Source organism: Pseudomonas sp. UBA3153, assembly GCF_002364635.1.
Lineage (GTDB): Bacteria > Pseudomonadota > Gammaproteobacteria > Pseudomonadales > Pseudomonadaceae > Pseudomonas_O > Pseudomonas_O kuykendallii.
Genome location: NZ_DEYR01000052.1, coordinates 570 through 13,447 on the forward strand (window position 1 = coordinate 570; position 12,878 = coordinate 13,447).

The following is a 12,878-nucleotide window of genomic DNA, read 5'->3' on the forward strand; positions in this document are numbered from 1 at the left end:
CCTCGCGCTGATCGCCGCGCTGTCGGTGGCTGCGATCGCCACCCGGCGGCTGGCGACGCCGCTGCTGAGTTTCGCCAAGGCCGCGCGGCGCTTCGGCGGCGACTTCCACGCCCCGCCGATCGAGGCCGTCGGCCCGCACGAAATCCGCCAGGCGATCCTCGCCTTCAACGCCATGCAGGCGCAGATCCGCCACTTCGTCGTCGACCGCACGCAGATGCTCGCGGCGATCTCCCACGACCTGCGCGCGCCGCTGACGCGGATGCGCCTGCGCGGCGAGTTCATCGACGACCCCGAGCAGCAGCACAAGCTGTTCCGCGACGTCGACGAGATGCAGGCGATGATCAACGCCGCGCTGGATTTCTTCCGCGACGACGCGCGGCTGGAGCAGGCCACGCCGTTCGACCTGTCCGAGCTGCTGCTCACCCTGGTCGACGACTACCGCGACCAGGGCATCGAGGTGGCCTTCTCGGGTCCGTCCGGGCTGGTCTATCGTGGTCGCCCACTGGGGCTCAAACGCGCCCTGACCAACCTGCTGGAAAACGCGGTGAAGTACGCCCGCGAGCCGAGCATCGACCTCCAGGCGCTGCCGGGAAGGCTGCTGATCCGCATCGAGGACCGCGGCCCGGGGATTCCCGAGCAGCAGCTGGAGGCGGTCTTCGCGCCCTTCTACCGGCTGGAGGCGTCGCGCAACAAGGCCACCGGCGGCGTCGGCCTGGGGCTTTCCGCGGCGCGGGCGATCATCCGCGAGCACGGCGGCGAGTTGCGCCTGCGCAATCGCCCCGGCGGCGGGTTGCAGGCCTGCGTCGAGCTGCAGACCTGAGGCGCCGCGGGGCGAACGAGCACAGGGCCTGCCAGCAGCCGGAAACGCCCGGCGGGTGAAGGCGCCAGGCTTTTTCCGGCCACGCGCTGAAGCCCGTTTGCAACACCGGACCGGTATGTTGTGGAATGGCATTCCGTAAGGTTCGATGGGTAAAGCATGTATCACGGGGAACGCTTCAATGCCTGGACCCACCTGGTCGGCGCAGCTCTGGCACTGGTCGGCGCGGTTTGGCTGCTGATTCTCGCGGCGCAGGACGGCAAGCCGCGCAAGGTCGTCGCGGTGGCCATCTACGGTGTGACGCTGGTGCTGCTCTACAGCATTTCCACCGTCTACCACAGCGTGCGAGGGCAGGCGAAGGTGGTGATGCGCAAGCTCGATCATCTTTCGATCTACCTGCTGATCGCCGGCAGCTACACGCCGTTCTGCCTGGTGACGCTGCAAGGCGCCTGGGGCTGGACGCTGTTCGGCATCGTCTGGGGGCTGGCGCTGGTGGGCATGCTGCAGGAGATCAAGCCGCGCTCCGAGGCGCGCGTGCTGTCCATCGTGATCTACGCGGTGATGGGCTGGATCGTGCTGGTGGCGGTGAAGCCGCTGATCGCCGCGCTTGGCCGCGAGGGCTTCATCTGGCTGGCCGCCGGCGGGGTGTTCTACACCGTCGGGATCATCTTCTTCGCCTTCGACAGCCGCTTCCGCCACTGGCACGGCGTCTGGCATCTGTTCGTCATCGCCGGCAGCCTGCTGCACTTCGTGGCGATCTTCTTCTACGTGCTCTGAGCCAGGTGTTCGTGGCATGGGTTGCGGCGGGCTGAAGCCCACCCTACGCGCTGGGAGATCACAGTTCCGTAGGGTGGGTTAGCGGCACACCATCACCGTCGGTTCACGCAAAAGCATCCGCCGCGTAACCCACCAGGGAGCCAAGCTGGAAACCGAATCCGAGTGGGTTGCGGCGCACAAGTCATTTCGTTCATCGCATCGACCGACAGGCGCCTTCACCCACCCTACGCGGGGTGCGCTGTTACCCAGCGCTGAGGGCCGCAACCGGCATCTTTCCTGCAAGGTTCTTCGCGCCCTTGCCGCCAGGCCAGGTCGCCCGCATCTCGCTTTTGGCGTACCACGCCCCCGGTATCGGCCGCTACAGCCCGCTGCGCTGGCGCATCGGCACCTCCTTCCGCTAGACGAGACGCTCAATGGCATTCGACTGGGGCTACTTCCTTTCGCTGTTTTCCCTGCCTTCCCTGTGGAAGGCGTGCGCCACGGTGATTCAACTCAGCGTGCTGGCCTGGCTGATCGCACTGCCGCTGGGCTTTCTGCTGGCGGCGGCGCGACAGTCCGCGCTGGCCTGGTTGCGCCTGCCGGCGGCGGCTTACGTGTTCTTCTTCCGCAGCCTGCCGTTCATCGTCCTGCTGCTGTTCGTCTACAACCTTCCGCTGCTGGTGCCCGAGGGGCGCGCGTTCTCGACGCCGTTCCTCGCCGGCCTGATCGCCCTGGTGCTCGGCCAGACCGCCTACATGGCGGACGTGCACAGCCGCGCGCTGGCGGAGGTGGGCAAGGTCCAGCAGGAGGCCGCCAGCGCCATCGGCCTGAAGCCGCTGACCACGCTGCGCCTGGTGCTGGTGCCGCAGGTGTTGCAGCGCGTTCTGCCGGCACTGACCGAGCGCTATCTCGCGACCCTCAAGCTGACCTCGGTGGTATCGCTGATCGCCCTGAGCGAGCCGTTGTGGATCGGCCAGCAGCTCTACGGCGCCAACCACAAGGTGCTGGAAACCCTGGCCGCCGTCGGCCTGTACTACGTGGCGATGGTGGCCGTGTTCGGCTGGCTGCTGGGCCGTCTGGAGTGGCGCCGGCAGTTCGTCGTCTACGAAGCGCCGCTGCTCGACGCGGAGCAGTTGCAGACCCTGCGCCGTGGCCTGCCGGCGCTGCATATCCGCGCGGCGGTCAAGGCTGCCGGCTCACCGGACGCGCTCTGGCTCACGCACATCCACAAGAGCTACGGCAGCCATCCGGTGCTCGACGGGGTCAACCTGCGGGTCCGTCCCGGCGAGTCGATCGCCCTCCTCGGCCCGCCGGGATCGGGGCGCAGCTCGCTGTTGCGCACGATCAACGGGCTGGAACGCATCGATCAGGGCGAGATCGTGCTGTTCGGCGAAAGCTACATCCACGCCGGCGACCACATCGGTTCGGCGCAGGTCGCCCGCGGGCTGCGACGCATCGGCATGCTGTTCGCCGACATCGGCCTGTTCCCGCATCTCAGCGTGCTCGACAACCTCCTGCTGGTACCGCGCCGGCAGCGCCGCGACGACGACCACGCGCTGCGCCGCCAGGCCTACGCCATGCTCGACCGCCTCGGCCTGCTGGCGCATGCCGGACGCTTCCCGCAACAACTCGACCACGCGCAGCAGCAACGCGCGGCACTGGCCCGCGCGCTGCTGCTGAAACCCGACATCCTGCTGTGCGACGACCCCACCGCGCGGCTCGAGGACCCGGTCGCCGCACGCCAGCTGCTGGACAGCCTGCGCGCACTGACCGAGCAACGCCTGAGCGTGGTGATCGTCACCGACGACACGGATTTCGCGCTGACCTGCGACCGCGTGGTGATCATGGAGAAGGGCCAGATTCGCGTGAACGCCAACGCGCAGACGCTACGCCAGAGCAGCGACCCGCTGGTACGCAAGCTGCTCGATCTGGATCGGGGTGTGGGGATCGATTGATCTGTCGCGGATGCGCAAACGCCGAAGCACAGGCTTCGGCGAAGGCTCGGAGGATGCGGCGTGGGCCGCGGGATTCAGCGTCGCTGGCGGCGGCGCTCTTCGGCCAGGCGGCGCTGTTCTTCGCTGACCACACGGATCGGCTGCAGGCGGGCGGCGTCATCGGCGCCGAAGAATGCGTTGAGCTGCGCAATCAGACGTTCGAACCAGGTCTTCATACTTCTCTCCTCTTGAGCCTGAGCGGGCGGTCATGGGACCGCCTCGCCAGAGCATAGTCCAACAGCAGGACCGGATGCCGCAAGGGCGCTATCGGTCAGCCGTCGGCTCGTACCCGCCATAATGTGTTACTGGAATCGTCAGCGACCAGCAGCGAGCCATCCGGCAACACCGCCACACCGACCGGCCGTCCATGCACTTCACCCTTGGCGGAATCGGCGATGAAGCCGGTCAGGAAGTCCTCCATGGGGCCGCTCGGCCTGCCGTCCGCAAAGGGCACGAACACCACCTTGTAGCCGGACAGCTCGCTGCGGTTCCACGAGCCGTGCTGGCCGATGAAGGCACCGCCGCGGTACTTCTGCGGAAACGCCTTCTGGGTATAGAAGGCCAACCCGAGCGAGGCGGTGTGCGCCCCCAGCGGCACGTCCGGCACCTGGGTCTTCGCCACCAGGTCCGGGCGCTTGCCGGCCATCCGCGGGTCCTCGTGAGCGCCGAAGTAGGCGTAGGGCCAGCCGTAGAACGCGCCCTCCCGGACCTCGGCGAGGTAATCCGGGACCAGGTCCTCGCCTAAGTTGTCGCGCTCGTTCACCGCAGTCCACAGCGTCTGGGTGCCTGGCGCCCAGCCCATGCCAACCGGGTTGCGCAGTCCGGACGCATAGATGCGTTCGCCGCTGCCGTCGGGGTTGATCTCAAGGATGTTGGCGCGGCGCTGCTCTTCCTGCATGCCGTGCTCGGCGAGGTTGCTGGCCGAGCCCACCGAAACGTAGAGCTTGCTGTTGTCGGCGTTGGCCAGCAGGTTACGGGTCCAGTGGTTGTTGTAGCCGCCGGCGGGCAGGTCGAGGACCTTCTCGCCCTTGCCGTGGATCTTCTGGTCGCCGGTCTGGTACGGGTAGCGCCACAGCGAATCGGTGTTGGCGACATAGAACCAGTCCCCCACCACCTGCATGCCCAGCGGCTGGTTGAGGTTCTCCAGGAAGCTCACGCGCAGCTCCGGTTGGCCGTCGCCATCGCTGTCGCGGAACAGGGTGATGCGGTTGGCGCTACGGCCGAGGTTCTGCGAACCCAGCTTGCCCTTCTGCGCGGCTTCGCCTTTGTCCGCCGCGGACTTCAACTCGGTGTTGGCTTCGGCCACCAGCACGTCGCCGTTCGGCGTGACATAGATCCAGCGCGGGTTGCGCAGCCCGTCGGCGTACTTGCTGACGCTGGAGCCGGCGGGCGCCCTGGGCGTGGCGCCCTCCTTCCAGCCGACGACCTTGCTGTAGTTCTTCACCTTGTGCGCCGGGTCCGGGGCCGGCAGCGTGGCCTGGTTGGCGGCCTGGGCGCTTCCGGCCACGGCGAAGGCGGCGAACAGCAGGGTTCCGTAGCGGATGGAGCGGTCTTCTTGCAGCGCGGACATGGGCCGGAATCCTTCAACTGAACGGGCGGGCGTTAAAGGATCGACCGGGCGGCTTTCGGCTAAGTTCAGCCCGCGTCGACGTTCAGCCAGGAAGGATGTAACGCGATTTGAGCGAGCCGCCGGACACCGCTCCGGGGCGTTTCCTCACGCCAGCGGCTCCCGCAGCCGCTCCGCCAGCCAGGGCAGCACCGCCTCGCAGGGCAGCTCGACCTTGGCGGTCAGCAGCTCGTCGGCACGGGTCTTGCCGAGGTTCACCGCGATCAACGGCTTGCCCTGGCGGACGATTTCGCGGCACAGCCGGAAGCTCGAATAGGTCATCAGCGAGGACCCGATCACCAGCATGCCAGCGGCGCACTGCACCGCGTCCCAGGCGGCCTGCGCGGTGGCCGGCGCGACGTTGTCGCCGAAGAACACCACGTCGGGCTTGAGCCGGTCGCCGCCACAGGCCGGGCACAGCGGCGCCCGGAAGTCGGCCAGGTGATCCGCGGCCAGCAGCGTGTCACCGTCCGGCGCCTGCACCGCGTCGACCTCCCGCAGGTGGGGATTCAGCGTTTCCAGTTGCACCTGCACCCGGTCGCGGCGCAGGCGCTCGCCGCAATCCAGACAGACCACCCAGGCCAGGTTGCCGTGCAGCTCGATGAGCTGGCGGTGTCCCGCCGCCTCGTGCAGGCCATCGACATTCTGGGTGATCAGCCCGTCGATGCGCCCGCCTCGCTCCAGGGCGAACAGTGCGCGGTGCGTGGCATTCGGTTCGGCACGCCGCACCCGCGGCCAGCCGAGCATCGCCCGCGCCCAGTAGCGCCGTCGCCCCGCCGCCGAGGTGACGAATTCCTGGTGCATCATCGGCGCGCTGCCTCGCCGCACGCCCTCCGCGTCGCGGTAGTCGGGAATGCCCGAGGCGACGCTGATCCCGGCGCCGGTGACGACCAGCAACGGGGTTTCGGCGAGCAGCTCGCCGAGCGTGTGCAGCGCTTCATCGGGATGCGGCCGGGCCGCTGGCTGGTCCATGTTCAGGCCGCCGTGCTGCGGGCGATGTCGAGGTCCGCCGACGGCGCCGACGCGCCTTCCTGCAGCGCCACCCAGGCCCGCAGGTTCGGTCCGAGCATGTCCTTGCGCCACATCAGCCAGGTGCTGGAGGTGTCGAACGGCGCCGCCAGGGAATGCACGTCGACCCCCTCGCGGCCGGGCATGCTGTCGAGCATCGAGCGCGACATCATCGCCACGCCGCCGCCGGCGATCACGCAGGCCAGCATGCTGTGGTAGGACTCGATTTCCATCACCCGCCCCATCGGCGCGCGCGAAGCGGCGTACCAGCCCTCCAGGCGCCGGCGATAGGCGCAGCGCGAGCGGAAGGTGTACACCGCCTCGCCCGCCACGTCGCGGGCGCAGCGTACCGGCGCATGGCCGGCGGCAGTGACCAGCACCATCTGTTCCTGCAGCAATTCGATCCCGTCGAGCTCGCTGTAGTCCAGCGGACCGTCGACCAGCGCGGCGCCGAGACGACCGTCGATCAGACCCTCGACCAGATCGCCGCTGGTCATGGTCTGAACCTGCAGGTTCACCTCGGGATAGGCGCGGTGGTAGCGCGCGAGCATCGCCGGAAGATGGATCGCCGCCGTGCTGTACATCGAGCCGATGATGAAATCACCGCAGGGCTCGCCGCCGCGCAGCGCCGCCTCCGCCTCGGCATGCAGCGCGAACAGGCGTTCGGCGTAGCTCTGCAGGATCTTCCCAGGCCCCGACAGTTGCAGGCGCTGGCGCTCGCGCAGGAAGAGTTCGACGCCCAGCGAATCCTCCAGCTGACGCAGGCGGGTGGAGAGGTTCGAGGGCACGCGGTTCATCCGCAGCGCCGCCTTGGCGATGGAGCCTTCCTCGGCCACCGCCTGGAAAATACGCAGTTGACTCAGTTCCATGCACGTCGCTCCAGGGCAACCCATTCTCAAATTGTGAACAAGTGATTCTTTATTATTCGTTTTTTATGAAGATGTCAAAGCCCTATGATCGAATCCAGAAACCTGAACTGGAGCCGCACATGCCCCCTCTCGTCCGCATCCTCGCCAGCGTGCTGGCACTCATCGTGGCCATGGGCGTCGGTCGTTTCGCACTCACGCCCCAGCTCCCGCACCTGATCGCCGAAGGCCAGGTCGACCTCACCGGCGCCGGGCTGATCGCCGCCGCCAACTACCTCGGCTATCTGGTCGGCGCGCTCGACGCCCTCTACGCCGCCTCGCCGCGCCGCGCCAGGCAGCGCCTGATCGGCGGGCTCTGGGCCTGCGTCGCCATCACCCTGATGTCGGCCCTCGGCCACGGCCTCTGGGCCCACGCGATCCTGCGTTTCGCCGCCGGCGTGGCCAGCGCCTGGGTGCTGGTGGTGCTCACCTCCGCCGCCAGCCAGCTCGCGGTGCAGGCCGGCAAGGCGCATTGGGGCGGGCTGATCTTCACCGGGCCGAGCATCGGCGTGCTGATCACCGGGCTGGTGGCGCTGGGCATGAACCTGCACGGGCAGAATTCCTCGGCGCTGTGGCTGGCCTACGGCGTCATCGCGCTGGTGCTGGCCGCCATCGCCCAGCCGCTGATAACCATGCCGCAAACCCCGCCGCCGATACCCGCCGGCTCGGACGGCAAGCGCCATCGCGCGTTCTATGCGCTGCTCGGCGCCTATACGCTGGTCGGCGCCGGCTACATCATTCCGGCGACCTTCCTCTCGCAGATGGCCGCCAGCCGCTTCCACGGGCAATGGCAGGCCGACCTGTTCTGGCCGGCCTTCGGCCTGATCGCCACCGTCGGCGTGCTGCTGGTCGCCTTCCGCAAACCGACACCCGGCGGCACCGGGCGTTGGCTGATCGGCGCGCTCTGGCTGCAGGCCGCCGGCGTGCTCGCCTGCCTGTTCCCCGGCATGAGCGGCCTGGCACTGGGCGTTGCGTTGTGCGGCGGACCGTTTCTTGCCGGAATGCTGCTGGTGATGCAGTACGCCCGCGAACTCGACCCGCACGGCCATGCGCGCAACGTCGGCATCCTCACCGCAGGCTTCGCCGTAGGCCAGTTGAGCGGCCCGCTGATCGCGGCGCTCAGCAGCCACTTCAGCGGTGGTCTGCAGGCGGCGCTGGGCGTGGCCTGCGCGGCGATGGTGGTGGCCGGCCTGCTGATGCTGCCGCCGGTGCGCGAGCAGCGCCGGCTCGGGCAACTGGCGGCGGAGCGCTAGCTGAACACCGCTGGTGCGCACGGCGCACCCTACGCAGGCCCGTGCGCCACGCATTCCGTAGGGTGCGCCTGACGGCGAAAGCCGACCGAGCCGCGCACCAGCAGGCAGCCCGCGCGTCACGCATTCCGTAGGGTGCGCCGCGCGCACCGATAACAGCGAAAGCCGAGCCGCGCACCAGCAAGAACCGGCACCACGCATTCCGTAGGGTGCGCCACGCGCACCGATGGCAGTGAAAGCCGAGCCGCGCGAAACGCGCTTGCACCCGGACTCAACCCGCAGCGAGTGCCTTGCGCCGGTAGGGGAAGACGTCGATCACTTTGCCTTCGCGAATCGCGCTCTGCAGGCTCTTCCAGTAGTCGGCGTCGTACAGGTCGCCGTGCAGCTTGGCGAACAGGCGGCGCTGCGCCAGGTCGACGAACAGGAAGCGCGGAAACTCCTCGGGAAAGACGTCGTGCGGGCCCACCGAATACCAGGGCTCGGCGGACATCTCGTCCTCCGGGTAGCGCGGCGGCGGGATGTGCCGGAAGTTCACCTCGGTGAGGAAGCTGATCTCGTCGTAGTCGTAGAACACCACGCGGCCGTGGCGGGTGACGCCGAAGTTCTTCAGCAGCATGTCGCCGGGGAAGATGTTCGCCGCCGCCAGTTGCTTGATCGCCAGCCCGTAATCCTCCAGCGCGTGCAGCACCTGCGCCTCGCTGGCGTTCTCCAGGTAGAGGTTCAGCGGGATCATCCGGCGCTCGGTCCAGCAGTGCCGCACCAGCACGGTGTCGCCCTGCACCTCGACGGTGGATGGCGCGACCTCGAGCAGCTCGGCCAGGCATTCCGGCTCGAACTTGGAGAGCGGGAAGCGGAAGTCGGAGAACTCCTGGGTATCGGCCATCCGCCCTACCCGGTCGACACTCTTCACCAGCCGGTACTTCTCGATAACCGTGGCGTGGTCGACGTTCTTCGACGGCGAGAAACGGTCCTTGATGATCTTGAACACGGTGTTGAAGCCGGTCAGCGTGAACACGCTCATCACCATGCCGCGCACGCCCGGCGCCATCACGAAGCGGTCGTCGGTGGTCGCCAGGTGGCCGATCAGCGCGCGATAGAACTCCGACTTGCCGTGCTTGTAGAAGCCGATCGAGGTGTACAGCTCGGCGACGTGCTTGCCCGGCAGGATGCGCTTGAGGAAGCCGACGAACTCCGCCGGGATCGCCACGTCGACCATGAAATAGGTACGGGTGAAGGAGAAGATGATCGAGACTTCCGCCTCGTCGGTGATCAGCACGTCGGCCTGGATGCCGAGCCCTTCGCGGTTGAGCAGCGGGATCACCAGCGGCCACTGCTCGTCGCGGGTGTAGAGGCGCCCGACCAGATAGGCGCCCTTGTTGCGGTAGAGCACCGAGGAGAACAGCTCCACGGTCAGCGCCGGGTCCTTGCACACCCAGTCCGGCAGCGACGCGCGCAACTGCGCCTCCATGCGTTGCAGGTCGCCGGCCGGGTCGGCGTAGGCGACGTCGAAGGCGTAGTCGGCGAACAGCTGGGCGAGCATGTCGTCCAGCTTGCCGTGCGGCCGGTAGGTGCGCGTCTGCACCGCTCGCTCCTGGCCGCGCAGCGAGGGGCGCGTGGTGTGGACGAACATGGTGCCGTCGCTGATGCAGTCGTGGCTGAACAGGTTGCAGAAGATCGAGTTGAACCAGGTTTCCGCCAGTTCGTCGTCGAAGCGCAGGTTGATCAGCGCGATGTAAGCACTCTTCACCAGCGGCCAGGCCTGCACGTCCAGCAGCACCTGCGCATCGAACGCCTGCGGCAGGCGTTGCGCCGTTTCGGCGACCTTTTCCTCGTACAGCGCGATCCGCGCCGCCGAGGCGCGCTGCGCCTCCTGCCACTGCGCCTGCTCGAAACGTGCGCGCGCGCCGTCGGTGATCTGGCGGAAATGCTCACGGTAATCGTCGAAACCCTCGAGGATCGCGCGGGCGATGTCAGCGGCCGGCCATTGCTGCGCCATGGGGGAAGTCCCTGCGGTGAAAGGTAGTGCCGAGCTTAGTCAGTGGCCGGAGGAAGCGAAAGCCGCCGGCGGGCCGGACCGTTCGCCTACCGGGCGAACGGCCCCACGGGCTGCGTGGGGCCTGGCCGCAAGGACGCTCGCCAGAATCAGAGCGAGCCGAGAAACGCCAACAGCGCCTGACGGTTTTCCCGCGGCAGGGCAACGAAGCGCTCACGCGCCGGCAGCGCCTCGCCGCCATGCCAGAGGATCGCCTCGCTCAGGCTGCGCGCGCGGCCATCGTGAAGAAAGCCGGCCGAGGGCGACAACCGCTGCGCCAGGCCGATGCCCCACAACGGCGCGGTGCGCCAGTCGCGGCCGCTGGCCAGGTAATCCGGACGTTCGTCGGCGAGGCCCTCGCCCATGTCGTGCAGCAGCAGGTCGCTGTAGGGCGCGATCGTCAAACCACGCAGGCGCGGATCCGTCGCCCGTTCGCCGGTGATCAGTTGCGGGCGATGGCAGCCGCTGCAGCCCAGCGCCTGGAACTGCGCCTCGCCCTGGCGCACCACGGCGGCATCGAGGTCGCGCCGCGCCGGTACCGCCAGGTAAGCCAGGTACGCCTCCATATCGTCGAGCTGGGCATCGCTCAGCTCCGGCTGTCCGCCGTTCGGTGTGCTGGCGCAGGCGCTTTGCGCGGCGCTGCAGTTCTCCCGCGGATGCAGTGTGGAGGTGATGCCCATGTCACCCAGCAGCGCGCCGGCGATCTGCTCGCGCAGGCGCGCGACGTTGGCCTTGAGGCCGAAGCGGCCGACCTGCGGCGTGTTCGCCTGCGAGCTCCAGACCCGGTTGACCCGGCCCTGCACGCCGTCCGCCTGCGGCTCGGCGGCCAGCGCCTCGAGCGTCGCGTCGTCCACCGCATCGATCAGGCCCAGACCGAAGACCGGCGGGCCGACGCGCGCCGAGGTCAGCACGCCGTCCAGCGATCCGTAGGCCAGTTCGTCGAACTCGATACGCGGCTGACGAAGGCTCGCCGTCTCGCCATCGGCGAAGCGAAACGCCGTCTGCGTCCAGACCAGCCGCGCCCTGCCCTCGCCGGGCACACCCGGTACGCCAGTTTCGTTGAGCTGGTCGCCATAGACCGGATGCGGCAACGGGCCTCCGTGCGCCCCGCGGCCCGGCAGCGACAGCCGTACCAGCATCGACGCCATGCGCTGGCCCGGCTGCTCCGGCGCCTGGCCGCGTCCGTTCGCCGGGTGGCAGGAGGTGCAGGCCGGGCGGTTGTACAGCGGGCCGAGGCCATCCACCGCCTCGTCACGCGACGGCGCGATCACCCAGACCTGGCGGAACAGGCTGCGTCCTCGCAGGAAGGCGGCGCTCCGCTCGGCATCCAGCCCGGCCATCGGCGTGGAAAACGCCTGGCGGCCGGCCTCCTCGACGCCGGTCTGCAACGGCGGCTCGGCATGGGTGGCGCTCGCCAGCGCCAGCAGCAGGCCGAAGGTCGTGAGCCGACGCATCAGGCCAACCGCTGCAGGCTGTCGGCGACCTGCCGATAGCGCTGCTCCGCGAGCGCCGCCCACCGCAGCTCGCGCGCATCGGGCTGCGTCGTCGCGCCCTCCAGGTTGCGCCGGTAGCCGGCCAGCAGCTGCACATCGGCGGCCTGAGCTTCGTCGATCAGGGGCGCGCCGAGCTGGCCGCGGATGTCGTCGAGGCGCTGGCCGCGTCGGGCTTCCAGTTGGTGCAGCTGCGCCCAGAGCGTCACCAGCCGTTCGTGCTGCGCCACCAGCATCTGCTCGAACAGCGCGGCGATCAGCCCGAGGCGTCCGCTGCCGGCATCGCCGCGATAGTCGTAACCGCCGGCCGCCGCGTTGCGGAACGGGTTGTGGTAGGTCGCCGGCAACTGCGCGTAGACCGACTCGCGCACCGGTAGCTTGCGGATGTCCGGGTCCGCGAGCACGCGCTGGCCCGCCTCGGAGAGCACGAAGGACACGAAGGCTTCCGCCGCTTCGCCGTTGCGCGAGGCGGCGGCGATGGCGATCTGGCCGGGATTCAGCCCGCCATGCGCCGGATAGAGGAACTCCAGCCGGGCGCCGCCGGCGATCGCCGAGGCGATGAAGAAGTCGATGGACAGGCCGATGGCCGCGCGGCCGCCGACCACTTGGTCGCTGATGAAGGTGGAGCCGCGCGGGACCAGGTAGGACAGCCCGGCGATCTCGCTCCACAACGCCCAGCCGCGCTCCCAGCCATAGGCCTGCAGGACGATGTCGATCATCGGCGGAGCGAAGCCGACCTGGCTCGGCACCGGCAGGGCGATGCGCCCGGCCAGGCGCGGATCGGCCAGGTCGCTCCAGTCCTTCGGCGGCGCCACGCCGAGACCGGCGAGCGCCTGCGGGTCGACGGCGAACCCGTAGCCGGCGAGTTCGCTGGCGCGATAGGCGCGCTCCGGCCCGAGCAGCGGCAAGGCGCCGATGTGGTCGGCCAGGCCGGCGTCCGCCACCGGCAGCGCGCGCCAGGCGCCCTGCTGGCGCAGCGCCTCGAAGGTCCGCGGCGAGGCCGCCCAGTAGACGTCGACA

11 protein-coding genes are annotated in these 12,878 nt (G+C 68.9%); 4 read left to right on the top strand and 7 right to left on the bottom strand.

Translation table 11 applies throughout. The features are described from left to right. The 3 genes from B2X67_RS13270 to B2X67_RS13280 form a co-directional block, all read left to right on the top strand. A partial coding sequence (locus tag B2X67_RS13270; RefSeq protein ID WP_286785777.1) for an ATP-binding protein occupies positions 1-820 on the top strand: 820 nt, incomplete at its 5' end. Between the two features lie 156 nt (positions 821-976). After that, positions 977-1,594 carry a PAQR family membrane homeostasis protein TrhA gene (gene trhA / locus B2X67_RS13275; protein ID WP_286785778.1) on the top strand — a complete coding sequence of 206 codons (618 nt, stop codon included), beginning with the start codon at positions 977-979 and terminating at the stop codon, positions 1,592-1,594. 413 nt (positions 1,595-2,007) lie between these two features. Beyond that, positions 2,008-3,528 (top strand): ABC transporter permease subunit, encoded by a 1,521-nt coding sequence (locus B2X67_RS13280; RefSeq protein ID WP_286785779.1) that lies wholly within the window; start codon positions 2,008-2,010, stop codon positions 3,526-3,528. A gap of 74 nt (positions 3,529-3,602) precedes the next feature. Here the strand turns inward: B2X67_RS13280 and B2X67_RS13285 are convergent, their stop codons facing one another. The 4 genes from B2X67_RS13285 to ptrR form a co-directional block, all read right to left on the bottom strand. Further along, entirely contained in the window at positions 3,603-3,743 is a 141-nt protein-coding gene (locus B2X67_RS13285) for a PA1414 family protein (RefSeq protein ID WP_175534339.1), read from the bottom strand. Between the two features lie 95 nt (positions 3,744-3,838). Beyond that, positions 3,839-5,137 (bottom strand): PQQ-dependent sugar dehydrogenase, encoded by a 1,299-nt coding sequence (locus tag B2X67_RS13290; protein ID WP_286785780.1) that lies wholly within the window; start codon positions 5,135-5,137, stop codon positions 3,839-3,841. Positions 5,138-5,281: 144 nt separating this feature from the next. Further along, entirely contained in the window at positions 5,282-6,145 is an 864-nt protein-coding gene (locus B2X67_RS13295) for an NAD-dependent protein deacetylase (RefSeq protein WP_286785781.1), read from the bottom strand. Between the two features lie 2 nt (positions 6,146-6,147). Next, entirely contained in the window at positions 6,148-7,050 is a 903-nt protein-coding gene (gene ptrR, locus B2X67_RS13300; protein WP_273231341.1) for a putrescine utilization regulator PtrR, read from the bottom strand. A gap of 119 nt (positions 7,051-7,169) precedes the next feature. Here ptrR and B2X67_RS13305 point away from each other — a divergent pair, with 119 nt between their 5' ends. Next, the gene (locus tag B2X67_RS13305; RefSeq protein ID WP_286785782.1) at positions 7,170-8,339 is read left to right on the top strand and encodes a YbfB/YjiJ family MFS transporter; all 1,170 of its coding nucleotides are present in this window, start codon (positions 7,170-7,172) and stop codon (positions 8,337-8,339) included. A gap of 268 nt (positions 8,340-8,607) precedes the next feature. Here B2X67_RS13305 and aceK read toward each other — a convergent pair whose 3' ends face one another. The 3 genes from aceK to B2X67_RS13320 form a co-directional block, all read right to left on the bottom strand. Further along, positions 8,608-10,332, bottom strand: a complete 1,725-nt coding sequence (gene aceK, locus B2X67_RS13310; RefSeq protein WP_286785783.1) for a bifunctional isocitrate dehydrogenase kinase/phosphatase — start codon at positions 10,330-10,332, stop codon at positions 8,608-8,610. Between the two features lie 146 nt (positions 10,333-10,478). Next, the gene (locus tag B2X67_RS13315; protein WP_286785784.1) at positions 10,479-11,822 is read right to left on the bottom strand and encodes a di-heme oxidoredictase family protein; all 1,344 of its coding nucleotides are present in this window, start codon (positions 11,820-11,822) and stop codon (positions 10,479-10,481) included. Beyond that, positions 11,822-12,878 (bottom strand): ABC transporter substrate-binding protein (locus tag B2X67_RS13320; RefSeq protein WP_286785785.1); only part of this gene is annotated, 1,057 nt, incomplete at its 5' end. The genes B2X67_RS13315 and B2X67_RS13320, both read right to left, overlap by 1 nt.

What these genes read in the sequence shown, in the direction of transcription:
- trhA (WP_286785778.1), top strand. Translation starts at nt 977, where the DNA reads ATGTATCACGGGGAACGCTTCAATGCCTGGACCCACCTGGTCGGCGCA.
- B2X67_RS13280 (WP_286785779.1), top strand. Translation starts at nt 2,008, where the DNA reads ATGGCATTCGACTGGGGCTACTTCCTTTCGCTGTTTTCCCTGCCTTCC.
- B2X67_RS13285 (WP_175534339.1), bottom strand. Translation starts at nt 3,743, where the DNA reads ATGAAGACCTGGTTCGAACGTCTGATTGCGCAGCTCAACGCATTCTTC.
- B2X67_RS13290 (WP_286785780.1), bottom strand. Translation starts at nt 5,137, where the DNA reads ATGTCCGCGCTGCAAGAAGACCGCTCCATCCGCTACGGAACCCTGCTG.
- B2X67_RS13295 (WP_286785781.1), bottom strand. Translation starts at nt 6,145, where the DNA reads ATGGACCAGCCAGCGGCCCGGCCGCATCCCGATGAAGCGCTGCACACG.
- ptrR (WP_273231341.1), bottom strand. Translation starts at nt 7,050, where the DNA reads ATGGAACTGAGTCAACTGCGTATTTTCCAGGCGGTGGCCGAGGAAGGC.
- B2X67_RS13305 (WP_286785782.1), top strand. Translation starts at nt 7,170, where the DNA reads ATGCCCCCTCTCGTCCGCATCCTCGCCAGCGTGCTGGCACTCATCGTG.
- aceK (WP_286785783.1), bottom strand. Translation starts at nt 10,332, where the DNA reads ATGGCGCAGCAATGGCCGGCCGCTGACATCGCCCGCGCGATCCTCGAG.
- B2X67_RS13315 (WP_286785784.1), bottom strand. Translation starts at nt 11,822, where the DNA reads ATGCGTCGGCTCACGACCTTCGGCCTGCTGCTGGCGCTGGCGAGCGCC.